At 45.9% G+C, this 26382-nt stretch carries 21 protein-coding genes and 1 other annotated feature; of the genes, 2 read left to right on the top strand and 19 right to left on the bottom strand.

Annotation, left to right across the window (positions count from 1 at the left end):
- The 13 genes from GT575_RS04000 to GT575_RS03940 all read right to left on the bottom strand — a co-directional run.
- A partial coding sequence (locus GT575_RS04000) for a ParB/RepB/Spo0J family partition protein (RefSeq protein WP_161171519.1) occupies nt 1-917 on the bottom strand: 917 nt, incomplete at its 3' end.
- Nucleotides 871-1698, bottom strand: a complete 828-nt coding sequence (locus tag GT575_RS03995; RefSeq protein WP_055199998.1) for a ParA family protein — start codon at nt 1696-1698, stop codon at nt 871-873. The genes GT575_RS03995 and GT575_RS04000, both read right to left, overlap by 47 nt.
- Before the next feature lie 125 nt (nt 1699-1823).
- Nucleotides 1824-2003: a hypothetical protein gene (locus tag GT575_RS15075; RefSeq protein WP_055199999.1), complete on the bottom strand. Its 180-nt coding sequence runs from the start codon at nt 2001-2003 to the stop codon at nt 1824-1826.
- Nucleotides 2004-2117: 114 nt separating this feature from the next.
- Nucleotides 2118-3806, bottom strand: a complete 1689-nt coding sequence (rlmD, locus tag GT575_RS03985) for a 23S rRNA (uracil(1939)-C(5))-methyltransferase RlmD (RefSeq protein WP_161171518.1) — start codon at nt 3804-3806, stop codon at nt 2118-2120.
- Between the two features lie 133 nt (nt 3807-3939).
- Nucleotides 3940-4464 (bottom strand): YfcE family phosphodiesterase, encoded by a 525-nt coding sequence (locus GT575_RS03980; RefSeq protein WP_055146265.1) that lies wholly within the window; start codon nt 4462-4464, stop codon nt 3940-3942.
- A 61-nt stretch (nt 4465-4525) separates the two neighbouring features.
- The gene (locus tag GT575_RS03975) at nt 4526-5128 is read right to left on the bottom strand and encodes an XTP/dITP diphosphatase (protein ID WP_022217550.1); all 603 of its coding nucleotides are present in this window, start codon (nt 5126-5128) and stop codon (nt 4526-4528) included.
- Between the two features lie 39 nt (nt 5129-5167).
- Complete coding sequence (locus GT575_RS03970) at nt 5168-6862, bottom strand: lectin like domain-containing protein (protein WP_022217549.1); 1695 nt, start codon at nt 6860-6862, stop codon at nt 5168-5170.
- The gene (locus tag GT575_RS03965; protein ID WP_015534252.1) at nt 6859-8016 is read right to left on the bottom strand and encodes a THUMP domain-containing class I SAM-dependent RNA methyltransferase; all 1158 of its coding nucleotides are present in this window, start codon (nt 8014-8016) and stop codon (nt 6859-6861) included. The genes GT575_RS03970 and GT575_RS03965 overlap by 4 nt, the downstream gene beginning before the upstream one ends.
- A 32-nt stretch (nt 8017-8048) precedes the next feature.
- On the bottom strand, nt 8049-8357 hold the full coding sequence (locus GT575_RS03960; protein ID WP_022217548.1) for a rhodanese-like domain-containing protein: 309 nt from the start codon (nt 8355-8357) through the stop codon (nt 8049-8051).
- A 130-nt stretch (nt 8358-8487) separates the two neighbouring features.
- Nucleotides 8488-11130 carry a valine--tRNA ligase gene (locus tag GT575_RS03955; RefSeq protein WP_022217547.1) on the bottom strand — a complete coding sequence of 881 codons (2643 nt, stop codon included), beginning with the start codon at nt 11128-11130 and terminating at the stop codon, nt 8488-8490.
- 95 nt (nt 11131-11225) lie between these two features.
- Nucleotides 11226-11441, bottom strand: a binding site (T-box leader).
- A 61-nt stretch (nt 11442-11502) separates the two neighbouring features.
- Nucleotides 11503-12339, bottom strand: coding sequence for a hypothetical protein (locus tag GT575_RS03950; RefSeq protein ID WP_117549702.1), 837 nt, complete (start codon nt 12337-12339; stop codon nt 11503-11505).
- Between the two features lie 7 nt (nt 12340-12346).
- On the bottom strand, nt 12347-14272 hold the full coding sequence (locus GT575_RS03945) for a DUF5716 family protein (RefSeq protein ID WP_161171517.1): 1926 nt from the start codon (nt 14270-14272) through the stop codon (nt 12347-12349).
- A gap of 33 nt (nt 14273-14305) precedes the next feature.
- Nucleotides 14306-17872 (bottom strand): DUF5717 family protein, encoded by a 3567-nt coding sequence (locus GT575_RS03940; RefSeq protein ID WP_161171516.1) that lies wholly within the window; start codon nt 17870-17872, stop codon nt 14306-14308.
- A 186-nt stretch (nt 17873-18058) separates the two neighbouring features.
- Here GT575_RS03940 and GT575_RS03935 point away from each other — a divergent pair, with 186 nt between their 5' ends.
- Both GT575_RS03935 and GT575_RS03930 read left to right on the top strand, forming a co-directional pair.
- Nucleotides 18059-19129 (top strand): pyridoxal phosphate-dependent aminotransferase, encoded by a 1071-nt coding sequence (locus GT575_RS03935; RefSeq protein ID WP_161171515.1) that lies wholly within the window; start codon nt 18059-18061, stop codon nt 19127-19129.
- Nucleotides 19130-19184: 55 nt separating this feature from the next.
- Nucleotides 19185-19826, top strand: a complete 642-nt coding sequence (locus GT575_RS03930) for a phosphoribosyltransferase (RefSeq protein WP_022217543.1) — start codon at nt 19185-19187, stop codon at nt 19824-19826.
- A gap of 125 nt (nt 19827-19951) precedes the next feature.
- Here GT575_RS03930 and GT575_RS03925 read toward each other — a convergent pair whose 3' ends face one another.
- From GT575_RS03925 to GT575_RS03900, 6 genes are all read right to left on the bottom strand, one after another.
- On the bottom strand, nt 19952-21523 hold the full coding sequence (locus tag GT575_RS03925; protein ID WP_055271937.1) for an extracellular solute-binding protein: 1572 nt from the start codon (nt 21521-21523) through the stop codon (nt 19952-19954).
- The gene (locus tag GT575_RS03920) at nt 21520-22311 is read right to left on the bottom strand and encodes an ABC transporter permease (RefSeq protein WP_015534261.1); all 792 of its coding nucleotides are present in this window, start codon (nt 22309-22311) and stop codon (nt 21520-21522) included. The genes GT575_RS03925 and GT575_RS03920 overlap by 4 nt, the downstream gene beginning before the upstream one ends.
- Nucleotides 22311-23111: an ABC transporter permease gene (locus GT575_RS03915; protein WP_015534262.1), complete on the bottom strand. Its 801-nt coding sequence runs from the start codon at nt 23109-23111 to the stop codon at nt 22311-22313. Before GT575_RS03915 ends, GT575_RS03920 begins: the two co-directional genes overlap by 1 nt.
- A gap of 14 nt (nt 23112-23125) precedes the next feature.
- Nucleotides 23126-24574: a polyamine ABC transporter ATP-binding protein gene (gene potA / locus GT575_RS03910; RefSeq protein WP_161171514.1), complete on the bottom strand. Its 1449-nt coding sequence runs from the start codon at nt 24572-24574 to the stop codon at nt 23126-23128.
- A 33-nt stretch (nt 24575-24607) separates the two neighbouring features.
- On the bottom strand, nt 24608-24832 hold the full coding sequence (locus GT575_RS03905; RefSeq protein ID WP_015534264.1) for a hypothetical protein: 225 nt from the start codon (nt 24830-24832) through the stop codon (nt 24608-24610).
- Between the two features lie 636 nt (nt 24833-25468).
- Entirely contained in the window at nt 25469-26362 is an 894-nt protein-coding gene (locus GT575_RS03900) for a hypothetical protein (protein WP_161171513.1), read from the bottom strand.
- Nucleotides 26363-26382 lie beyond the last annotated feature (20 nt).

Here is a 26382-nt window from a genome sequence, read left to right as displayed (position 1 = left end):
TTCCGCTGCAAGTGTCGGTTATAAAACTCCAACGCCTTGACAACAAAATCCGTTTCCTGCCCTCTGGGAACAGTCTTGGGAATGAGCTTGGTTATCCTCTCGTCACGGAAAGCAGGTTTTTCCTTCTGGTTGGGCTTTTCTTCCTCCATAATGGACTGGATAACCTCGGAAGTAAGCTTGCCGTCTTGGTTATACTTCTTCATTTTGATAGCCTGTGCCAATGACGGGGTAGCATCGTTGTACTCCATTGCTTCAAGCAGGGTGTATTGCTGTTCCTCGGTCAGATAAGAAACCTCAACCGCAGGACGAAAAGCAATCTGCCTTTCATCTACCATTTGCAGGATTTCGGGAACAAGCTCCGTTAGACGGATATACCTCTGAATTTGATTGCGGCTTTCTCCAACCTTTTCGGCAAGTTCAGCATCACTCCTCAACTTTGTCCCCATTGGGGACGAAGTTAAATCACTTCTTTCACCTTGTCGTTTCATAGCTTCCAACCGCATTTTATACGCAAAGGCTTTTTCACTTGGTAGAATAACGGAGCGTTGGAGATTACTTTCCACCATCACAATAATGGCTTCGTCACGGGTAAGCTCTTTAACCTCGCATTTCAGCGTTTCAAGCCCCGCAAGTTCACAAGCCTTTTTTCGCCTGTGACCGCTGATAAGCTCATACCGTCCGTCCTCTTTTAAGCGAACTGTCGCAGGGGTCATTACACCGTTTCGCTTGATACTCTCAACAAGTTGTTCCATATCTTCGTCCATCAAAACCTTGAACGGGTGGTCTGGAAACTCGTCAATCTCCGATATGGGAATATCCCGTATCTTGCTTAGCTTTGCTTCCTCACGGCTTTCGTCCGTCTGAAAAAGGTCATCGTATGCGGTCAGCTCGATTTTGGTTTCTCTGCTTCTCGCCAATCTCTGCCACCTCCTTTCCTAACTGCTCATAGGCTGCGGCAACCTTGCCGCTTTTGTCGTAAGCAAAAATACTTTTGCCTTCTGCGGTAGCTTCCACCGCACGGATAGAATGTGGTATCTCGGTATCAAATACCTTGATTTTCTTACCGTATGCACTTTTGACCGTTGCCGTAATTTCCTTAGAAATGTTGGTACGGGGTATTACCATAGTCATTAAGATACCGTCTATCCGCAGCTTGGGGTTGATTTGCCGCTTGACCATTGATACGGAGCGAAGTAAAAGCTCCAGACCTTTAGCCGAGAGATAGTGGGGCTGTGTAGGGATAATCACGCTGTCAGCCGCCGCCAGAGCATTGATGGTTATCATACCTAAGCTCGGCATACAATCAATAAGCACATAATCGTAATTCTTTTTAACCTCATTGACATAGGTTTTCAGCACACGCTCACGGCTCATTGCATTGATTAGCCTTACCTCAAAGCCCGACAGCTCAATGTTTGACGGAAGCAGGTCAACGCCCTCTCTGTGGTGGATAATACCCTGTGAAACATCAAGCGTTGTATCGTCTATGATGTTCTGCATCACAGTAGAGAGCGTTATGGGAATATCGTCTGGTCTGTTATAACCCAAAGCCATCGTGAGATTTGCCTGTGCATCGGCATCAATCAACAGGACTTTTTTACCCTGCTGCACCAGACTTACGCCCAGATTGACCGCTGTTGTTGTTTTTCCGACACCGCCTTTCTGGTTAGTCAGAGCAATCACTTTGCAATTTGACATAAATGCGTCCTCCTTTCGCATAGATTTAGCCACTTTGTCAAGGTGGCTATGTAAACAGTACCAGAGAACGCAAAAAAGCCGCCTACTCTTAAAATCAATAAGAATAAGCGGCTTTGTAATCTGCCTTAGACATATTCAATTTTCATTCTCTTGGTCGGTGCATTTGTGACCTTAAAAATAAGCTCGTCAATGCAATCCGTATATCTGTCTTGCTGAATAAGTTGATTTTTTAACTCTACAAGGCTATGTATCAAAAGTTTTCTTTCGTGGCTATCCAAATACAGATGATTAAATTTCTCTCTCATAAGCACACCTCCACTTCTTTAGCTTCATTATATTGGAAAGCAGGGGAAAGGACAAATCTGCGAAAAAGGACAAAAATAAGCGTACCACTATTTCTAATGATACGCCTATCCTCATTAAATCACTTCAAAATGCTTCAACGCATCCTTTATCGCTTCCACTTTCTCCACTGTCGGATGCTTCCTCGGCTGTTTCAATTCCTCTACCGCATTAGGAGCATCGTACATCGGCAAGCCTAAATCTCTCTTTACCTCTGCGATATATGCGGTATGTACTTTGAAGCCGTATTTAGCTTCTATGTACTCCTTTATCATTTTGTAGGTCACTCGTTCTTTGGGCTTATAGCTTTCCGCTCTTTTAGCAATATTATCAAGTGGAACTTTTCCCTCACCCTCGCCAAACTCAACTTTTACGTTGATATGTCCGTCTGGCTTTTTGTGGGAAAGCAGTACTACCGTCTCTACGTGAACAGTACCCGGAAACTGATCGACGGCACAAGCCTTGGTCACAAAATATCCATGCTCCTGCAAAGTCACCAGATCCCTTGCAAGCGATGTTGGCTTGCAGCTTATATACACAAGCTCCTTCACACCATAGTTGATGATCTTCAACAGGGCCTTCGGATTGATTCCGTCACGAGGTGGATCAAGCACTATGAAATCCGGTTTGTCCTCTATGTCATCTATTACCCTGAGTACATCTCCGGCGATGAACTCACAGTTGTCAAGGCCGTTAAGCTCCGCATTCACACGGGCGGCATCCACGGCTTCCTCAACTATCTCCACGCCGATGACCTTCTTTGCAACAGGCGCAAGAAGCTGGGCTATCGTTCCGGTTCCGCTGTAGAGGTCGAATATGACGGCATCCTTTGTATCACCCACATAAGAGCGCGCCTTGTCATAGAGTCTCTCCGCGCTCTTGGTATTTGTCTGGAAGAAAGAGAACGGTGATATCTTGAACTGAAGTCCAAGGACAGTCTCATATATATACTCTGTTCCGTAGAGCAGATTTGTCCTGTCGCTGATGACTGCATCCGCCATGGAGTCATTTTCCGTGTGGAGAATTCCCGCGATCTTGCCCTCAAGTGGCAGCTCCAGCAGCCCCTTCACGTATGCATCAAGGTCGAGAGCCGCCAGATTCTGGGTGGTTGTCACCAGATTCACCAGCAGATCGCCATTTGTCGCCGAACGTCTGATAACCAGATGGCGCAGAAGCCCCTCGTGCTGCATCTTTTTGTAATATGGGAGTCCCGCCTCCTTGCAGAACTGGACAGTATATTTCACTATCTTGTTCAGATCATCATTCACTATATAACAGTCATCCATCTGAACGATGTCGTATGTGCTGTTCTTCTTGTGAAGTCCAAGCGCCAGCGGGCCGTCCTTGTACTCATCGCCAAATGAGAACTCCATCTTGTTCCTGTATCCCTTTGTCACAGGAGATGCAATTATCCCCTGCCACTCATAAGGATGAGCCTCACCATCGATCACACCGTCAAGAAGCCCTTTGACAAGCTCCTCCTTCACCTTCAGCTGATTCTCATAGCTGAGCGTCTGGTAGCTGCAGCCACCGCACATTCCAAAATGCGAACAAACCGGCGAAGCATCCTCAAGTTCCGACTTCTCCAAAACCTCAAGGAGTCTGCCGTCGGCCTTGCCCTTCTTCAGCTTCGTTATGCGGCAGCTCACCTTCTGGCCTTTTATCGCACCCTTAACTGTTACTTTTCTGTCATCCATATGAAAGCTTCCCTTGTTCGGGAACTCATATGTGTCTATCACACCTTCAACTATATCGTGTTTCTTCATTCTATTTCCAATCCTTATTTATTTTTCTGGAACGGTCTGCCCTATCCCCACAGATCCTCAAAAAACTTCTTCCTCTTCTTCTCCTCCGGTATGGAACATCAGCCATTTAAAGCTGCCTTCGGCAGGGCTGATGCTACATGTCAAATTTTCTTCTAAAACTTGACACATTCGACTCTACCCTCGGCAGCTCATTCTGCGCAAAAAACGGCGTTCCGTGCTGGTCAAAATCAAGCAGCATATACGTTCCAATCCGGTTGTCTCTCGGCAGAGCCAGACTTCCCGGATTGACAATGTATGAATCCTTGTAGCACGTCAGGTCACGGCGGTGTGTATGTCCATACATCACGAAGTCATATCCCTCCAGATCTATGAGTTCCTCCAGATAGGAGATTCCGCTGTTCACACTGTACCTGTGTCCATGGGTTATAAATGCCTTCTTGTCTCCGATGTTGAACTCATCATATATCGGGAGCTCCGGGTTGTAATCGCAGTTGCCCCTCACCATGTGAATCTCACAGTCAAACAGGTCATGTATCAGCTTTTCATCTCCCTCAACATCTCCGAGATGTATCAGCATGTCCACGTCGCCAACTATATCGTGTATCTGTTTTAAGCAGCTACTCTTGCCATGAGTGTCACTTATTATCAGTACTTTCATCTATTCCTCCTAACGAGAATCCATCGATCCCACTGATCATTAACTGATTTATTCCTGATTCTCACTTACTCTCCCTGTGCGCTCTGATGACGTTCTTCATCAGTCTCAGTGCATTTCCCCTGTGACTGATCTTGTTCTTCTCCTCAGGATCAAGCTCCGCAGTGGTCTTGCCCAGCTCTGGAAGGTAAAATATAGGGTCATACCCGAAACCGTTCTCGCCGCGCTCCTCGTAGCCTATGATTCCCTCTATGGTTCCCCGCTCTGTGTACTCGCTTCCATCCGGGAACACTGCTGCTATAGCGCACACGAATCTTGCTGTCCTCTCAGGATCTGGAACCCCGGCCAGCTTGTCTATTATGTACTGGTTCTTGATGCGGTATGACGTGTCCTCACCAAGAAATCTTGCGCTGTATATTCCAGGCGCCTTGTCCATGTAATCGACCTCAAGTCCTGAGTCATCCGCAAGCACCAGGCATCCGCTCTCCTTGCTGATGGCTCTCGCCTTGATCAGAGCATTCTCCTCAAATGTCTGTCCGTCCTCCACTATGTCTATATCGATCCCAGCCTCCTTCATGGACTGTATCTCAAATCCGAGGTCAGCAAGTATCATGCGGACCTCCTTCATCTTTCCTTCATTTCCCGTTGCAAATATCAGCTTGTCCATAATAGTTCTCCTTTCCCACAGCTTACATACACTTCCTGTTTATTCTGTCTTATCCGTAAATGCCTTGAGGCAGACGTTACATTTTCTCTCTTTTTCCGCACTGTACCACTGATTTCCATACAGACTTATATAGCCTTCTCCATCGGAGATGTCAAAGCTGTCGGTCATGGAATCCGCATCATACTCTATGGCTATCGGGTATTTGCTGCCCGGCGTGGTTATATGTACTATGACCGCAAATTTCTTTTCATCCGGGAGCTTGACCACATCATCCAGGTTGACCGTGTAGTATCCTGCGTACTCCATCTCGCCTGACGCGACAAGCTTCTTATTTGCCAGATCGTCAGTGTCCTCAAAATTTGTAGCCACATATACTTCATATGTCGTCTTTGCATCAGTAGCATAGAATGACACAGCCTTGAGCTCCTCGCTCTTGCCTGCCGTGTAAACATTTGCAAAGTAGGCATCCTCCTGGTCAAATCCAAGGACTCCGACCCAGCCCAGCTTGTCCGACTGGTATATCTTATCGTAGTTGTCTGCACCCTCAAGTCTGGTGTACACAACACTGGTCTCGCAAATATGCGCATCATAGTAGGATATATAGAAATATCCATCCTCGCCAAATTCGGTTCCCCAACTGTTCTTACAGATAAAAGCACCATCTTTCTTCGGCGCCTTGTTAAAGTTGTTCTTGCTGTAATTGTCATCCCATCCTACTATTACCACATCGTGGTTGATTCCCTCTGAACCATCATAATAGTACGCATGAGTCTCCTCGTTGTAATACTCCGAGCTGCTGTCGGCATCTATCATATCGCTGTATATCGCAGTCTCCACACCGCCCTTGGTGTACACTGCCTCTTTCACAGCCTTCAGATTCTTGTCGTCAATTATCTCCGCCTCCTGCAAATGCTTCACGGCCTTAAGCTTGGAGTTCGTCTTGTCATCCCCGTACGGATCATCCTTCTCGAGAACCGGTCCCTTCCAGGATGCAAGATATGCAATACTCATCCTGTACTGGCCACCCTCAAACTGTTCAACGCCAAATCCGTTGTTCATGGTCATGTTATCCACAGAGAACTGCAGCTTTTCATCCGGCATAAGAGTTGTCTCAAGCGCAGCCAGCGACGCAAATGCCCAGCATGTTCCCGAGTCTCCCTGGTCTCTGACCTCTGTGACCCTGCCCTCTTTTCTCATGTCGTAGGCGGCCGGCAGCTTACTGTCCTCACCGACCTTCTGCAGGGATACACGGCCTGTGTCATAATTGTACTCACATGTATAGTCAAGCGTGTCCGCTATATACTCTATAGGGACAAATGTCTCGTCATCCTTCTTTATAGGCGCATCCGCGATCTTCACGTCCTTGCCGTCCAGCTCTGCATCCTGGGAATCAAGCACCAGTCTGGCGACTCCTTCATTCCTCTTGATCACGATACTGCCATTCACATACTCTATGTATGTACACTTCATCTTATCCTTGAGCATCTTCAGCGGCATCATAAGGTGAAGATTATTGCTTACATACGGCTTGTACTCGTCCTCTTCCACCTCACTGCCATTTACATACAGTGTGAGTCCCGCTTCATTGTAATCGCCCGCAAGCTTCTCAGACATGCCGGAAACTGCGTGTTGATCCTCCTCGTTCTTCTCCAGACGTCCCGACGGCTCCTTTGTTCCGTAATACGCCAGAGCACCTATGGCAAGGATCAGAATTATATATACAAATTTCTTCAAGCTTCTTCTCTCCTTCGTTTAGGCGGCTTCGGTCCCATAAACTGATAGAAATATGATTTTATCATTCCGTTGTATATCTTGCGGTTTCTGTCGGCCTTTCTGCCGATATACTTCTCCGCATCCGTATACGATGTGATGAGGAACATTGACCAGTCATCAAGATTCCTATAGCTCTCGCCGATGGTCCTGTACAGCTCAGGCAGAGCCTCCTTCTCCTCAAGTCTCTCTCCGTAAGGTGGATTTGTGATTATAAATCCATACTTCTTCGGATTTCTCAGATCCTTCACATCCCTCTGCTGAAAATGGATGTGCTGCTCCACTCCTGCTGCCCTGGCATTCTCCATGGCACACTTCACCATATCGCCATCCAGATCATATCCCTGTATGTTCATCTTCACATCGTGGTCTATGAGATCATGAGCCTCATCCACCGCATTGTACCATATCTTCTTGTCACAGATCTTGGACCACTCCTGGGCCGTGAACTCCCTGTCCATTCCCGGTGCGATGTGTGCGCCTATCATGGCAGCCTCTATCGGAAATGTTCCACTTCCGCAGAACGGATCTACAAGGACTCTGTCCCTGTGCCACGGCGTGAGCATGATCAGTGCGGACGCCAGCGTCTCCGATATAGGAGCCTTTCCAACCAGCTTTCTGTATCCCCTCTTGTGAAGTGACACACCTGACGTGTCAAGTGCTATGGTCACTATATCCTTGAATATAAATACTCTCACCGGATAGCTTGCGCCATCCTCCGTGAACCATGACACTCTGTATGTCTGCTTCAATCTCTCAACCATAGCCTTCTTGACTATGGACTGTATATCCGATGGACTGAAGAGTGCACTCTTGTTTGATGTCGCCTTGGACACCCAGAATTTTGCATCCCTTGTCAGATACTTCTCCCAGGCGATGGCCTTTGTTCCCTCGAACAGCTCGTCAAATGTGGCGGCCTTGAAGCTGCCACATTTGAGCATGATACGCTCGGCTGTCCTTATAAAAATATTTGCCCTTGCAATCGCACTCTCGTCTCCGGCAAATGTGATCCTTCCGTCCTCCACCTGGACTATCTCGTATCCAAGATCAAGTATTTCTTTTTTCAGTACCGACTCCAGTCCAAAATGACATGGAGCTATAAGTTCTACTCTACTCATTTCCTGCCCTTTCTGTGGGTTGTATATTTGTTCTATCGCTGTCTTGTGAGCGGGCCTCTGTACTGCGCCAGGCCTCCCACCGTGTTGATAACTCTGTATCCATCCTCGCTCATGATGAGCGCAGCCTTCATGCTGCTCACCCCATGAGCACAGTATACCAGCAGATATTTGCTTTTGGGAAGAGTATACTCCCCCGCTTCTATCAACTCAAATGGAATATTTACCGCCATGGGGATGTGTCCCTCCAGAAATTCATCGCGATCCCTGACATCCACTATTATGCCGCCCCTTGCAACAGCTTCACGTATGATGTTGCGTATGGGAATACTTGTGAATCCCATTTCTCCACCTCCTTCATACCGACAGAAAAACCTCTTCTGTTATATGATATGAAGGAAATGTCTCATCGACACAATAAAAACGAAGATCCCGGCAGGCGAAAAGCCAATTCCGTCTGTCGGGACCTTATAATTACTTCTTAAGCTGTGCAAGACGCTCGGCAACCTGCTCAGACATCTCAGTGTACTTGGCAAGCTTTGCCTTCTCCTCCTCAACCTTTGCGGCTGGGGCCTTGTCAACGAACTTTGGATTTGCAAGCATTCCTGATGCACGCTTGATCTCTCCGGCAAGCTTAGCAGCCTCCTTCTCAAGTCGCTCGATCTCCTTGTCGATATCCACAAGCTCCTCAAGAGGAATGTATACAGCGGCATCGTGGATCAGTGTTGATACTGCATTCTCATCGATTCCTGTCTTGTCCTCCTGAACGTGTACCTCGCTGGCATAACCCAGTGTGGCAAAGAAGCTCTTTGATGACTCAAATATATGTCTCACGTCCTCCTTTGCAGATACGACATATACCTTTGCCTTTCTGCTAGGTGGTACGTTCATTCCTGTACGAAGGTTTCTGATGGCACGGACTGCTGCCTTGATAGTGTCAACAGCGGCCTCGTCAGCCTCAAAGTTCCACTCGTCTGTGTACTCAGGCCACTTGGAGATCATGATCGACTCCTCCTCGTCCTGAATGTTGCAGAAGATCTCCTCTGTGATGAATGGCATGTATGGATGAAGAAGCTTAAGTGCCTGGATCAGAACTGTCTTAAGTGTCCAGAGTGCTGCTGCCTTTGTCTCATCCTCATCGTTGTAGAGACGAGGCTTAACCATCTCGATATACCAGTCACAGAACTCCTCCCAAATGAAGTCGTATACCTTGGATACAGCGATACCAAGCTCGAACTTCTCCATGTTGTCTGTCATCTCTTTTGCAAGTGTGTTGACCTTGGACAGGATCCAGCGGTCAGCTATTGTCAGGTCTGACAGCTTCACATTTGTGAAATCTGCCTTCTCCATGTTCATCATGATGAAACGTGTTGCGTTCCAGATCTTATTTGCAAAGTTTCTGGAATTCTCAACTCTCTCCCAGTAGAAACGCATGTCGTTTCCAGGAGCATTTCCTGTTATAAGTGTCAGACGAAGGGCGTCTGCACCGTACTTATCTATAACCTCAAGCGGGTCAATACCATTTCCAAGTGACTTACTCATCTTACGTCCCTGGTCGTCTCTTACAAGTCCGTGGATCAGCACATGCTTGAACGGGCTCTTGCCTGTCTGCTCAAGTGCTGAGAATACCATACGGATTACCCAGAAGAATATGATGTCGTATCCGGTTACAAGCACGCTTGTAGGATAGAAGTATTCATACTCAGGTGTCTTATCCGGCCAGCCAAGTGTTGAAAATGGCCACAGTGCAGATGAGAACCATGTATCGAGCGTATCCTCATCCTGTGTGAGATGTGTGCATCCGCACTTTGGACATACTGTAGGTGTCTCACGGCTGACGATGGTCTCGCCGCACTCGTCACAGTACCATGCAGGGATTCTGTGTCCCCACCAGAGCTGTCTTGATATACACCAGTCACGGATATTCTCAAGCCAGTGGATGTATGTCTTGTCGAACTGCTCAGGCACAAATGAGAGCTCATCGGTCTTGATGATGTCAAGTGCTGCCTGTCCCATCTCCTTCATGCGGACGAACCACTGAGGCTTGATCATAGGCTCTACAGTTGTCTTACATCTGTCATGTGTTCCTACGTTGTGGCTGTGTGGAACTACCTTTACGAGAAGTCCCAGTGCGTCAAGGTCTGCCACCATCTGCTTTCTTGCCTCGTAGCGGTCCATGCCTGCATACTTGCCTCCGAGCTCATTTATGGTTGCATCATCGTTCAGTATATTTATCTCCTCAAGATTGTGACGCTTTCCAACCTCGAAGTCGTTAGGGTCATGTGCAGGTGTGATCTTTACACATCCTGTTCCAAACTCCTTGTCAACATATGGATCTGCGATAACCGGGATCTGTCTGTCTGTAAGTGGCAGCTCCAGCATCTTTCCTACTATATCTGTGTATCTCTCATCGTCAGGATTTACTGCAACGGCTGTATCTCCGAGAAGTGTCTCCGGTCTTGTGGTTGCTATCTCCACAAATCTTCCAGGCTCTCCAACTACAGGATAGTTGATATGCCAGAAGAATCCGTCCTGCTCCTCATGTATAACCTCAGCATCTGATATGGAAGTCTTACATACAGGACACCAGTTGATGATCCTTGAGCCCTTGTAGATGTAGCCCTTCTCGTACAGTCTTACAAATACTTCCTTGACTGCCTTGGAACATCCCTCGTCCATGGTGAATCTCTCTCTGTCCCAGTCAGCGGATGAACCCATCTTCTTGAGCTGGCTCACGATACGGTTGCCGTACTCTTCCTTCCATGCCCATGCATGCTTTAAGAACTCCTCACGGCCGATCTCTTTCTTATCTATTCCCTGCTCCTTCAGCTTCTCTGTAACCTTAACCTCGGTTGCGATGGCTGCGTGGTCTGTACCAGGCTGCCACAGTGCTGAGTAGCCCTGCATTCTCTTGAATCTGATAAGTATATCCTGCATTGTATTGTCCAAGGCATGTCCCATGTGGAGCTGTCCTGTTACATTTGGAGGTGGCATTACGATCGTAAATGGCTTCTTGCTCCTGTCAACCTCTGCGTGGAAATACTTCTTCTCCTCCCACTTTCTGTAGAGTCTGTCCTCTATCTGGGAAGGATCATATGTCTTCTCTAACTCTTTCATCTCATTCTTCCTTTCTATTCTTCCTGATCTCTTACATGTTGATATATACTTTTACAAAATTTTTCACAAAAAAACCCGCTCTCCGGACATTCTGTCAGAAGGGCGAGTAAATATTCGCGTTACCACCTTGTTTTGTATCTCATCTTATCCTATAACGGGAACGCCCCGGCATGGCCTATCCTTATCATGATCTTTCAGCCATGCAGCTCAGAAGCTACCTTCACAAGTCTCTGTCAGGAACGGTCTCACAGCCCACGAACCATTCTCTCTGTCTGACTCCACATGCTACTCCTCTTCGTCACAGCATTTGCATATATCTTCTTTATTCATTGTGATAGTACAACATAGGCTGGCTGTACGTCAAGCACAAAGTCATCCTATCTGGTTTCTGAACTGATCCTTGAGTGCACTCAGGATGGAATTCATACGCCTGTCATAGTCCTCTATGTCGCCGTGCATTCTGTTGTACACAGCCTTCTGGACTTTGTTGTATATGGACATCTCATGTACATCCTCCTTTGAATCAGCGATCTCGTTCATCAGATCGTCCAGGAATCCGGCCGGCATACCGCGCTTTCTTATCTCCCTCTGGAGTGTCGCCGTGTCCACCGTCACCGCCATTACACAGAAGTATTCTATCAATGACTCATTGTTCTTATTCAGCGCAAATGCTCTGATGAAAGCATCCTTTGCCTCCTCAAGCTGAAGATTGCCCGCCAGCGCAACGCCTTTGTTGTGATATATATTTCCAAGGAACTCATCGTACTCACCATGTGACTCCTTGTACTCTATGATGTCATCGTATATGGCGTCAGCCTTGATGTAATGCTTGTACATCATGTAGCTGTCAGCTCTCTTCTTGTCCAGCTCATACGGCTTGAGAGTCCTGATCCTCTTGCACTCGTCCATGAATTCCTTCACTTCATCCTTGCTGTAGAACTCACCAAATGTAAGTATCTCCACCATGATATCCTGGATATACGCATTCTTGGCATTGAGCGCGTCTATCTTGTCTGCAAGATCCTCCATGTCTATGGCCGTTCTCAGCCAGTTGCTGAGTCTGTCCGCAAGGTCGTCTTTACCTATGAGCACCATATTGTTGAATATGTAGTAGCACAGCTCCTCATATGAATATATGGTTATCTTCGTATTGAGGAATGTGTACGGATTGTCCGCTGTCTTTGTCTTACAAATAATAATTCCACTCATATGTGTATCACTCTCCCGGATCAAAATGCTGTCCTCTGAGGTATGACGGGATGCTGAACGCACTCTGCTCATACTCATCGGAATCTTCGTCATCCAGATCCTCTTCATCTATGGTTTCTTCATCGTCCGGCTCTGACTCGTCGATCTCAATCTCGCTGTCATCTGCATCGTCTGTAATGTCATCTGATTCTGATTCGTCATCATCTACCTCATATGCAGCATCCACTGATTCCGTTTCGTCATCATCTACCTCATATGCAGCATCCACTGATTCCGTTTCGTCATCATCAATTTCATCTGAAATGTTCTCAGGATCAGAGACCGCATCATCTTCTAACTCTTCAGCCTCCGTCATATCCCCCGCATCGTCGTCAATCTCTTCCACAACATCCTCTGCTTCCGTTCCGAAATCATCCGGCTCTTCCACAGTCTCCGGCTCCACAGGTGACGCTGTTCCGTAATATACCACAGGCTCTTCATGTACCTCCGGCTCGGCTTCCACCGTCTTTGCATTACCATGCTCCACCGCCGGATCTTCGCCTCTCAGTTCCTCGGTGTCACCCATGCGTATCCTGAGCTCCTCTTCCCTTCGCGCCGCCTCAAGCTTCTCCGCATGCTTTCTCCTGATGGCTCCTATGTCAAATTCTTTTCTGTATATCTTATTTGTGGTAGGATACAAACTTCCAAATCCAAGATCACGGATGACTATCGCGCCCTTATCCGCACCATAATACTCCACGGATATCGACAGCTTTGTCGTCTTCTTTGGTCTCGCCGGAAGTCCGTATATCTCCACAGTCTCCCGCCATTCTTCCTCAGTCAGTATATCCTGGTATACGATCTGTATCCTTCTTGTGTTGTCGAGGAATACCTCTATGCTTCCGCGGGTGTTGAACCACTCAAGCCCGCCGTATGCTATCGGCCAGAACGTCTTCTTCTCATCCATGAGATTTATTCCGATATTTGTCTTGACCGTCTGCTCCGTATCTATAAAATATCTGCTGAGCGCCTCCGTGTACACACCGCCAAGCGATCTGTAACATGCACCCTTTGTATATATATTCTGTCCAACAAATACCCTTCTGCCCTGACACAGAACCGCCGCCGACTGCTTCATCCAGTTGTCAGCAAATCCTATTCCCGTGAGGAATACAGAGGATATAAACACCTGTGACATACATTCCTTAACTATATCCGCAAATGCCTCATCCATATCCTCATGGTATTTTCCAAATCTTTTCATGTTCATCCTGTCATGGAAGTTCACATGCTCAACGGTCACTATCAAAGGATATTTCCTTGTCATATCTATCCTGTAAAAATCCAGCCCGCTCCTGCCGAAATCAAACAGTCCCACGCTGTTATTCCTGAGCGGCTCAGGCTGTGCAAATATATAGCACAGGCCACTGTCCAGATGGCTCACTATATTAAACTGGTCATGGGTCAGACGGAGTGCCGACTTAAGTCCTCTGACTGCAGCTATGATGCGCGGATCTGTGTCAGCCACTGTGACTGTCAGTTTCTTTATCACAAAACCCTCAAACTGCTCGGTAAACTGTCTTATATGCAGTATCATCATCTTCACAAGAAGATCTCCCGCCTTATAATTACGCCCCGCAACTTCTATATTCTCATTTCTCAGGGTACGCTCATACACCTGATCCACAACCGTTCCATTTTCCTCGAACCTGCAGGCTGAAGCCTTCGCCCCTGCACACCAGCCCGCCAGATCTATGAACTTGTAAGCTTCACTCTGTCCGTCATCCGACTTTTTGTTGTACGCGCTGTAGAACATGATGTTAGGGAGCATATATGTATCCCTCGCCTCCTTGTGGTACACCGATTCCGGCTCCCGCGTGTCAACATTATAATAACTAAGCTGTGTATATTCCGGGCCAAGATCCAGACCCAGATATAACTGTGTGTCAGACATAAATTATGCCCCTCCTTGTGAAAAATCAAAAAGTTAAAGCAACATCAAATTGGCGTCGAAGAAATGGCTGTTGTACAGATATGTGTCCATTGCCTGTATGAGCTCATGGTCATTTCTTGTCTCCTGGCTAACCAGCATGCTATTGATAAGTTCAAAGCTGCTGCTTCCATCCTTATGGAATGTCTCATTTTTGAGTATGTCGCTCTCAACCACGACTGAAGTTCCAACCACTCCATCGATGGAGTAGACAAGCGACTCTCCGTGGAATACGACAACTTCCTTAACATACACTCCCGGAATTATCTCATTCATCCTCTCGGATTTGTAGTTTGCCATACTGCTGCTCTCCTGTCCAAAGCTGTAGCTGACCCATACCTGCTTTCCGCTTTCACCCTTGAATATGACATATGTCTTGAATCTCATATCCCCTGGCAGCTTTACGATCGACTCAAATTTTCTGAAGAACGGAAGTATCTTGCTGTATTCTATAAACTGTTTTACATTTGCCTTGATCCATTCCTGCTGCTCCTCAGTGTATCGTCCACTTCGGTTGCTAAAATAATACAGCAGGCTCATTCTGGATATCTCGTCCTTTATATTGCCCTTGGCGATCTCCTTGTACAGATCCTCCATTATATATGAAGGGATCTTCTGATCCTTTATAAAATACTGGTGCGCGCAATATCTGAGGAAAGCTTTCACCACCATGCCTCGGCTGCGGCCGCGATAGTACACCTCAAATATATCGTATATGGACTCTATATATCCGTCCGCGAACATCATCTGTGCGAGTATGTTCTCAGACAGCATATCAATATTTCTGTAATTTGAATTGACCGACTTGAAGAGATTTGCCATCTCCTCGAGTGATCCGTTGTAATTATTGATGAGATATGACAGTATCTTCTGTCCGGCGTACCCTCTCCTGTATATATACACGCATATGGATATGAGCAGCCTGCTCTCATCGTATCTCTTGTCATCGATTCCAAACTCGGCTATCTTGATCAGCTCATCTATATCCACATCCACATAGCCAAATCTGTACATTCCCTCAAATGCATTCTCATACATATCCAGAGCTATATAATATGTATTTATCCTGGAAGCATATGAAGGATCCACGTAATCCAGATCTATCTTGGACAAATATTTTCCGAGAATGTCCGCATCGAAATTCTCATGATAATACTCAACCATATGGGTAAGCGCTTCCTGTCTCACCCTGTAGCTCACCTCAGGGCAGAGTGCGATATCTCTGGCAAGATTTATCTCCTTTGCATCCCTGTGTGTAAATATATCTATATCGTTGTAGAGGAACAACAGGTATCTGTAATCCCTTGGACTGTACTCGTGACAAATGTCCAGATAGCTCCTCTCGTCTACGATTCTCTCCATTCTGTACTGTACGGTGCTCACATATCTGCCGCCGTTGTCATCCAGAAGTGTGACTATGGCAGACGGCGATATTATCTCTACATATGCCTCACCATTAACCACCGGAACCTTGACCTCTCCGCCAAGCTCACTGTGGGATACCAGTATGTGTGTTATATTCTCATTATCACACACGAACTTTCTCTTGAATATTATGTTGATGAGCTTTGTGGCAAATTCCGGTTTCACCGTATCAGGATCAAGGAATTCATCGTATATGACTGTCAGGTCATCGCTCACATTTCCCTGAAGTATCATCTTCTCCATGAAACGCTCAATGGCAGGGACAAAATCCCTGTACACCGACTTCTGGTTCTCCTTGTTCATGATGACATTTGCATATATATATGCCAGCTCCTCGTCCGTCAAAACGTTCTTGTAACTGAAATATCTGAGTATAGCCTCCGGTATCTCATCGTAGTGGTTTTTGTCCATGCTCCTGATAAAGCATTCATTCAGGCCAACATACTTGAGATCCTTGTCCGATGCGTCACTGTAATATCTGTGATAACACGGATCGTACATCTTATTCTTGATCAGTATTCCACAAATGGCATCCAGAGTCGTCCTGTCATGCCTCATATCGTATATCTGCTCAAGCATCTTAAATGCCTGCTCGTCAAAATCCTTCTGTCTCGAAGCAGTCTTGACAAACTCCACGATGACATCCTCTGAAACAAATTCATTTCTCATGCCCCATCTGAGGGCTGCGATCTCAAGCGGTGCGATCTTCTTCATCATGAGAGGCTGCTTGTTGAACATGTCGCATATCTCAAAGTATATTACCGGACTGTTTACACCTGAGTTAAACAGCTTCTGTATATCCTCGTAGAGAACCCATTTGTCCTCTGTATAATTCACATCCACAAATAACAGTATCCAGAAATAGAACAGCCTGTTCTTGTCATTTGCCTCAAATCTTTCTCTGACCATGGCAGCAGTTCTGTCTATGATGAACTTCTCCCTGCGCAGAAGCGACTTCAGGTAACTGAGATAACACTTCTCCATGTCCTCCATGCTTGTGAAATTGGCATCCGCATCTATTCTCAGAAATTCCTGCTCGACAAATTCCGTGTGTCCCTCCAGGATCTGCATATGGAGCAGTCCCAGCCTGTACATGCCATACTCCGGTCTGTATTTTATAAGGGTGTTCAGGGCATCTCTGGTCTCCGCTATGTACTTCTTCAGATCGATCTTGTCCGTTCTGAAGTCAATATATGCACGGATCAGAGTCTCCTCCGCCCTCTTGATGGTGAATCTCGTCTGCCTGCTCTTTGGAGTCATCTTGATGACCTCAGGCTTTCTGATGCTCACCTGTATTCTCATATTCTGATAAGTGTTCCATATATAAATGTAACCCGATGACTCCCCGTCGTGGATCTTCTGCGGATCTATGAGGAAACTGAGGTCAAATGTGTTGCCATCGAAGCTGTTCCACTTCAGCACGCTGGTCTCCGGTATGAGGAAATCGCAGTCCGATGCTATCTTGGTATTCGTGTAACCCCAGGTGTTCTTGGTGATCGTAACCGATGCCCTGACCAATTCGGATGGCATCTCAACCAGCAGATCGTTCTGAGCCACGGACAGTGTGAGTGCCCTCTTCTTGTGTGTATACACAAGGAATTCCTCCATGGCCTGTCCTATGGACAGTGACATTCCCAGTGTGTCATACACCCTCTGAAGCTTTTCATCCCTGCCTATAAAAGTGCGTACAAAATCCTCGCTTCCGAATATCCTTATGGCATCCTCCCAGTTCTCCTCTGCATATGCTGCAAACTGGAACAGATCCTCGAGCTTCTTACCCTCGACCTGAATATATGGAGCGACTATAGCTATATGATAAGGGATGATAAACTCTCCCCCATCAGTGATTATATTTATATGACCCTTGAAGGATTTGCCTTGCTCGATTCCTCGGGCGTCAAATGAATAGCTGACTCTGTTCTTCCTGCCCACAAATGTGTGACTCTTGAAATCCAGTATATAGCGGCTGTCGTATACCATCAGTTTCACTGCACAACTGTTTGAAGAATCCACTGTAAACTCTCCATCATACACAGTTCCCGCCTCGATATTCAATTCTATCTTGCTGACTGATATGGCTACCGCTGGTCTGTCAACCTTAAACTCACCACGAGCATACTGTTCAACTATTCCCTTCATCGTCTGGTCTCCTGTATCTATTTCTATTGTATTTTTGTCAAAAATCACTCATAGTGGTTGTATTTGAAGCTTCCAATCGGTATAATTGACAAAAAGACATATATTCAGATTATAACAAAATATTGTCTCTTTTTAAACAATATATACAGAAAAATAACTTAAAACAACTGAAAAAGGGGTTTTTTTATGAAAAATGGGGTTATCAATCTAAAAACAGAGAATCTCCTCAGTCAGGTCGAAACTGTTCGTGCAGATCTTAACATGAATCCACTGGGAGTTCCCGAATCTGTTACTAAAGCTATTGCGGACAACATGAGTCAGTTATCAGTATACCCTGATCACACCACAAAGAAATTAAAGGAGGCCATATCCGCATACTCCGGAGCAAAGACAGACGACATAATCGTCGGCGGTAGCTCCTATGAATTTGTCAAGATACTGTGCGAATTTACCTCGCCTAAGAAAGCTATCCTGATAACACCTGGAGCACAGAATTACGAAAAGCTGCTCTCTATGAACGGCTGTGAGATAATCTACTACTCCACACCTGAGGAGGAGGATTTCACCCTCGATATCGCAGATTTTATATCGAAGTTGTCAGAGGACATCGATATTATATTTATATCGAATCCTAATGGTACAACATCACAGATAATCGATGCAGAGTCTTTGGAATTTATAGCCAAGATATGCGATGGCAATAACATAACCATGGTCGTTGACGAGGAATACATGGATTTTGTTGATGATCTGGAGAGTAATTCTGCCATTCCTCTCACATCGGAATACGAGAATGTTATCGTGCTGCGAAACACAACGAAATTTTTTTCAGTTCCCGGACTCAGGCTGGCATATATGATCACACCGAATCCTGTTCTCAAGAAAACACTTGAGATCACCGGACTGCCATTTGCGATAGGCAAGCTTGTGGAGGCCGCCGGGGTTGCCATGTTCACCGACGAAAAATACATTGCCGAATCAAGAGAGCTCATCAGAACCGAGCGCAACCTTGTGTACTCGGCACTGTCCACCCACAAGTCGATCAAGCTGTACAAACCGGCCGCCAACTTCATACTGATCCGTATCCTGAGGGATGCTATTTCCGCGGGTGATGTGGTGGATTACTGCATGCCAAAGGGTCTTTATATACGAAGCTGTGCTGATATAGGCGGACTTGACAACAAATACATAAGATTCTGTTTTATGAATCCAAAACAGGATGACCTGCTGGTCAACACCGTGCTGGAAATAGTCTAGGAAATTACTGTTTTATTTACAGACAACATAATAATAGAAAAGGAGAATTTAAACTATGGAAAACATGACAACCAAGATCACATCGTCTTATAACAATGCACTGGACATCAAAGTAGTTGACGGACATTTTGCAACTAACCATTCCCACATCAACAGATACATCGATATGACAACCATCAAAAGCAGAAGAAAGATGGCTCTCGCTGCTGCCAAATCCATGGCTACAGAGTATGTTGCAACAACGATCGTTGACACCATCGTCTGCATGGACGGAACAGAGGTTATCGGTGCTTACCTTGCAAATGCCCTCACAGAGAACGGTATCGTGTCCATGAACCAGCACCAGACCATATACATCATGACACCTGAGGTTCATTCTTCAGGCCAGCTCATATTCCGTGATAACCTTCAGCCAATGATCAAGAACAAGAACGTTCTCCTTCTCCTTGCATCGGCAACCACCGGCAAGACAATCAAGCAGAGCATCGAATGTATTGAATACTACGGTGGAAGCATCTCAGGAATATCAGCTATCTTCTCAGCTACAGACGAGGTTGCGGGCCACGAGGTTCACTCTCTGTTCAGCAAGAAGGATATCGACGACTATGCTTCTTATTCCGTTGACGAGTGCCCTATGTGTAAGGCCGGCAAGAAGATAGAAGCCATTGTCAACAGCTATGGTTATTCGATGCTGTAATACCACAGAAACAACGCAGCCTTTCCCTCGCCGCTCACATAAACTAAAACGGCTGCCTCGATGGCATATGGCCTTTCTTACCGAAAACCACATACCATCAAGGCAGCCGTTTATTTTATATTATTCTATTTTCCAAGATAAAATTTCTTTGACCTTTTATGATATACGATCACTCCGGCCAGTGCACCGATCACCGCTGCCACAATAAACCATGCCCATGTCGGCACATCTTTGATATTGTAGCATCTGATGTTGATCCACATCTGGTTGATATCCTTGGTGGCATCCTCATCGAAATACTCCATGACCGCACTTCTCTCTATGGCGTCCTGTGACGGATACTGAGCCCCAAGCTGTCTGTTGACCTGTTCCGCAGGAGCTCTGAGAACGTAGTCAGGATCTGAGTTGTCCCCTGTGAAGAAATATCCAAGTGGATAATCAACAACATCCTCCTCGTCATCCTCTGCACCATAAGTGTAATCCAGATAAGAATATACCGTATCGTCATCCCCACCTGCTATGACTGAGGTATAACCAATGTAATACATGTTGCGGACTGCATTGTCAGGTCTTGACACAAAGTTGATAAACGCCTCGGCCGCCTGCTTTCTGTCAGCGTCACCGTCTATTCCATTTTTCAGCATGACCCATCCGTCAAAGTACAGATTTGTGCACTCCTCAGGGACCGCAAAGTCAAGCTTCACACCATCCTCCTCAGCCTGATCCATGGCATAAACTGCATCTCCTGACCACTGGTAATTCGCAACAACCTTTCCTGTTATCATGTCTGCCTTACCGCTGTCAGTCTCAAATGAATACACATTATCCTTTATGTCCTGAAGAAGATCCTGTGACTTTGCTATAGTCTCAGGACTGACATCGTTCATGATATCCTTGAGCTGCTCTGAGTAATCATCCTGAGCCCTGAATTCAGTGTCCATCAGCTTGTCCCTCTGCAGTGCTCCGACTGCGGCAAAGTAGGAATCTCTGACATTGTCTTTTATGGTGATCTGTTTTGCAAACTTAGGGTTGTTGAGGACTGTCCATGTTCCCGCCTCGTCAGCGGTCATCTTCTCCGGATTGTACAGAATTCCCGTAATTCCAAACATGAAGCCAGCTGCATATTTGCTCCAAGTCTCTCCATTTATCTCATGCGTCTCAAATGTATCTCTGATGTATGGCGACACACCATTTATATAATAATTCTTGTCGTTGTTCTCATCGAAAAAGTCATCGGACAAAGGCTCAAGCTTGTTCTCAGACATAAGCTTCATGATCATGTACTCCGAAGGACATACAAGATCATACACATCGCCGAGAGTCAGCATATTATAGAGATCCTCATTGGTGCCGAAGCACGAATACTGAACATTCACCTTCACACCATAATTCTCGTAATACCAGTTCTCGAAATCCTCCACCATGGAATTCTCACCAAATATAGTTGTTCCATTGTCCAGTTCCAGGGCTTCGTCTTCATCCCAACCACCCTCGTCAATGTACTCTTCCCAGCTGCACACCCTGAGAGTGACCTCTTTTTCAGTAGCAGATGCGCCGTCACTCTTGACAGAAGCAGCATCTCCTGTATCCTCCGCTGCCATTACCGGCAGCATCTGTCCGGCAAGCAATGAAACAGCCATGACTGCTGCCGCCAGCTTTCTGGAAATCGAACGTCCAAAACATCTATGTCTTATCATCGCTCCACCTCTTTCTTTCTTCCGGCCACATTCATAGCCACAACGATTATGACAACCAGTGCAAATATGACTGTTGAGAGCGCCCACAGGGCTGTCTTAACTTCCGTCTGTGAACCTTTTGTCGCATTTACAACGTAAGTACTTATGGTGTCAAATGTCGCAGGCTTGGTGTATGTCGCGATGAAGTAATCATCCAGTGACAGTGTAACAGCCAGCGCAAATCCCGAAATAATACCCGGAAGTATCTGAGGTATCACTACCTTTGTGAGTCCCTGGAAAGGTGTAGCTCCCAGATCTAACGCAGCCTCATACAGACTGCTGTCCATCTGCTTGAGCTTTGGCACCACTGACAGATATACGAAAGGTGCCGACAAAACCACATGGCCGATGACAAGTGGAACATAGCTGTCCTTGCTCATGCCAAATGCAACTATGAGCAGTATACATATAGAGAAACCTGTCACAACATCTGCATTTACAACAGGCACCTCATTCATGGCATTTATCGATGCTGAAGCCCATTTTTTTGAATAAAAAGCACCTATGGCACCGAGTGTTCCGAGTATGGTTGCTATCAGTGCTGAACCTGCGGCCAGAAACACAGTTCCAACGATCATTGACCTCAGCTCGTCCTTGGTGAACAAAGTCACATAATTGTGAAGCGACCATCCGTGAATGCTTCCGATATTTGCCGATGTTGTAAAGCTGTAAACAGCCAGTATCAATATAGGCATATATATGAGAAGAAGCATAATGCATATAAATATAATCTTAGACCATTTCTTCATTATAACAACGCACCTCCTCTGCTTCCGCCGTCGTCATCCGTGTACTTGTTTGTCACAAGTGTGAATACAAGTATTATCACAAGAAGGACGAGTGCTATCATGGAACCGCCGTTCCAGTTGTATGCTGAGAAGTAGCTTCCTATCAGACTACCCATGATGTATGTGCTGTTGTAAAGCATGTCAAGCACAACATAGTTAGTCATAGATGGCAAAAATACCATAACTATTCCGCTGACGATTCCCGGAACGGTGAGCGGAAGTGTAACCTTGACAAATGTCTGGAAGCTATTTGCCCCAAGATCCACAGCGGCCTCCATAAGGCTGCCGTCAAGCTTCAATATGGTTGTGTATATAGGAAGTATCATAAATGGCAGAAAATCATATGTCATTCCTATAACCGAATTGAGAAACGGGTGGAATGCCAGATTGCCCTCTATAACCGTGAGTACCTCCTTGAGTGCTGTGATCCTCAGTGTGAAGTTGATCCACATCGGGAGCACGAACATCATGACAATTACCGATTTCCTTTTCATCTCACTTCTCGCAAGTATATATGCGATCGGATATGCCAGCAGCAGACACACCAGAGTAGTCACTATGGCAAGCAAAAAGCTGTATGCCAGAGTACCTATGGTGTTCGGGCTGGTAAAGAATCCCGTCAGATTGTCAAATGTAAACCTGCCCTCGCCGTTGGTGAAGGCATAATAAATAATTACAAACAGTGGTGCAACTACAAAGCATATGAGAAATAATGCGTATGGGATGCCCAGCTGTTTTCTTGAAAAACGTAAGCCGTTCATGTTCATCCCTCCATCTATTTCTTAAGTGAAAACTTCATCTTATCCTCTGGAATTATCAGGCTGACTCTGTCCTCCATGTTCCACAGGTACTCGTCATCCACGATAAAGTCCTCCTCATTGTCAGTTCTCACCACATAGCTGTAGTGGTCTCCCTTATATATAAGATTGATGATATGTCCGCAGATTATACCAGCTTCCTCGTCATCACTCATGTCGATATCCTCTGGAAGTATAGATACTATTACCTTGATCTTCTCACGGTCTATCGTCTCACCATTTGCATCCACCAGCACGCCATCCTTCATGGCTGAACCCGGAACGATCTCCGTGAGATCGCATGATACCTTACCGTCAAATACGCCGAGGGCATAATTTCTATTGACTGAGCTCTCAATCTTGTTGATTGCAGTCTCCGATATCATGATGTGTATTCCATCAGGTTCAACATTGAGGCCAACCTTGTCTCCAACCTTAGCGGACTTTGTGGTCTGAATAACTATCTCATTCCTTCCGGACTCAACGGTGATCTCATAGTGTACACCCTTGAACACAACAGATGTCACAACTCCCTTTACAGCGCCCTGTTCAGGTGTAGTGATCATCACATCCTCCGGTCTTACTACGGCGTCCACCTTTGTTCCAATCTCCACGTCATCCAGACAGACAAATTCTGCACCACAGAATCTTACCTTTAACTTGCCCGTCATAATTCCGTTGAAGATGTTACTCTCGCCTATGAAATCCGCAACAAATGCATTCTTTGGCTCATTATATATATCTTCAGGAGTTCCTATCTGCTGTATCTCACCCTCGCTCATGACAACTATCTTGTCTGACATGGTGAGTGCTTCCTCCTGGTCATGTGTTACATAGATAAAAGTGATTCCCAGCCTGTCATGCATTCCCTTGAGCTCTATCTGCATCTCTTTTCTCATCTTGAGATCCAGTGCGCCAAGAGGCTCATCCAGAAGAAGTATCTCCGGCTCATTGACAAGAGCTCTCGCTATAGCTATTCTCTGCTGCTGTCCACCCGAAAGCGTGGCGACTTTTCTGTCCTCAAAGCCCTCAAGGTCAACCATCTCAAGGACCTTCTTGACCTTCTTCACGATCTCTGCCTTAGGAAGCTTCTTGAGCTTGAGGCCAAATGCTATGTTGTCAAAGATATTCAGATGTGGGAACAGCGCATACCTCTGAAAGACCGTGTTGATAGGTCTCTTATTTGGTGGAAGCTTGCTGATATCCTGTCCATTCAGTAATATCTCTCCTGAAGTAGGAATCTCGAATCCTGCTATCATTCTAAGTGTCGTGGTTTTTCCGCAGCCTGAAGGGCCTAAGAACGTGACGAACTCGCCTCTCTTCACTTCGAGGTTAAAACCGTCAACTGCTGTGAATCCATTGTCATAGGTCTTGACAATGTTTTTCAATTCAATGATATTGTTGGAATTATTGTTGTTTTTTTCCATTTATTTCCTCCTTAAGTATCGTGACATACTCCGTCACTTACTTACAGTGCCCCAACAAAGCGCATTTGTCATCTGCCATTCCAAATGGACGACAAGAGCGACCGCCCCGCCGTCAGCGGACAACAAATCCACGCTCCATGTATCACTGCTGTATATCTCACCAGCCCGGGGAGCAAATAACGAAAAGCCTATCTGATAGCTCTCCTCGCATGAGCACAACTTTATCTTGCCCTCATACTGTCGGGGAATCAAAAACATGTTAAGAAAAAACCCCTTTATGATACCGGGTGATGGCATGGATCACGGTTAGTAGCCCTATCCACCTGCCTCTCCATGTCGAGATACATTTTAAGGCACGATATCCAGGGTAAAATAGCTAACAGACTTCCTATTTTTCCCAAAATCCATGAAGATCATTCTGCATTTTATGCAGAAAAATCGACCCTGTCTCCAAACATTCCGCATATTCGCGGCTGCATCCCTGCAATTTGAAACAAAGTCGATTTATTCTAACATATAATCATTGGTAATGATATATATTTTCATTTAATTCTTTAACAAAACAGGTCGTTACCTGTTATTTCATTCTGAACAATGCCGGAATGACTCAAGAGGCAGTCACATTTTACTGAATCCGTCAAATCCGAATCGCTATTCAGATAATAGCTAATAAATTCTAGATCAGAAGTACCGCCAGCTGCACCAGTGCTGACAGCCATATGAGAACCACCAGATATATCTTTGCCGCTTTTGTCATGTCGAACCTCCACACACAATAATCCATCACTCTTCAGGACATGCTATGCAAAACCTCAGAATATTCTGCAACACATTCTATATTTATTTTGTTCAATAAGAGTATTTTTATGCCTGAGTTCGGAAGTTTCCACAGTATCATCTGATAATCCTTCTTTCCGTTTTCCCATATTTCCATGTATATACATACGTAAGCTTCATCTGCCCGTGCTCTGACTGCCATTCAAGATGTCCGTCTTTCATCCGAAAATCTATGCCCAGCTTGTCCGTGTCTATCTCTCCTGGCTGGTATGTTCCATCTTGACCGTCACGAGATACATCGCTGATACCAGCGACCTCGTATCTCACCTTCTCAACATCCGCCTCCACCTGCGCTTTGGCCATGTAACCAGCCGCAGAAAACATAGCCAGATCAAAAATCACGGATACAAAGCCAGCCAAAAGTACAGTCATTATCTTCTTAAACAGATAGGTTCTTACCTTTCTGTCATCGACTGGTTCAAGCCTTCCTCTATATCTTCTATTGTCAGACTGCCTATAATATACAACCGCCCCAGCCACCCAGAATACAGCAACAATACACAGGCATATTCCAGGAATCGACACTCCGGGGATCCAGCGCCACCACCCTACATAATACTTTATAACCACCACTGCAAAACAAAGTGCACATGCAGCCGTGATACATGCTGATATCACGCTATCCCTGTCCCTTCCATCAACGATGCAATAATCTTCTCGTTCTCTCGGCAGATTTTCCAGCACACAATTATATTTCCTTCTGTCATCTGGAACCTCATATCCGGCCTTGATCAGTTCTCTCAGGTACAGCCATGCGTCCAGGTAGGCAAGCCACAAACCAACCATAGGGCAAAATGTAATAACGCTGGTCACCATCATAACATCGCAAAATGTACTGACAATATCATCAAAAAACACACCACAGATCATTCCTGCAAGTGTAGGAATAGATACCACCACCGCAGCAATCAGAATTATACGCATTACGCGCCTGTCATATTTTATCTTCATACGTCTTTACCCCATTTTTG

Source organism: Coprococcus sp. BIOML-A2, from assembly GCF_009875795.1.
GTDB classification, from domain to species: domain Bacteria; phylum Bacillota; class Clostridia; order Lachnospirales; family Lachnospiraceae; genus Coprococcus; species Coprococcus aceti.
Note: the sequence above shows the minus strand (reverse complement) of the source record. Positions and strands in the feature narration are given on the sequence as shown.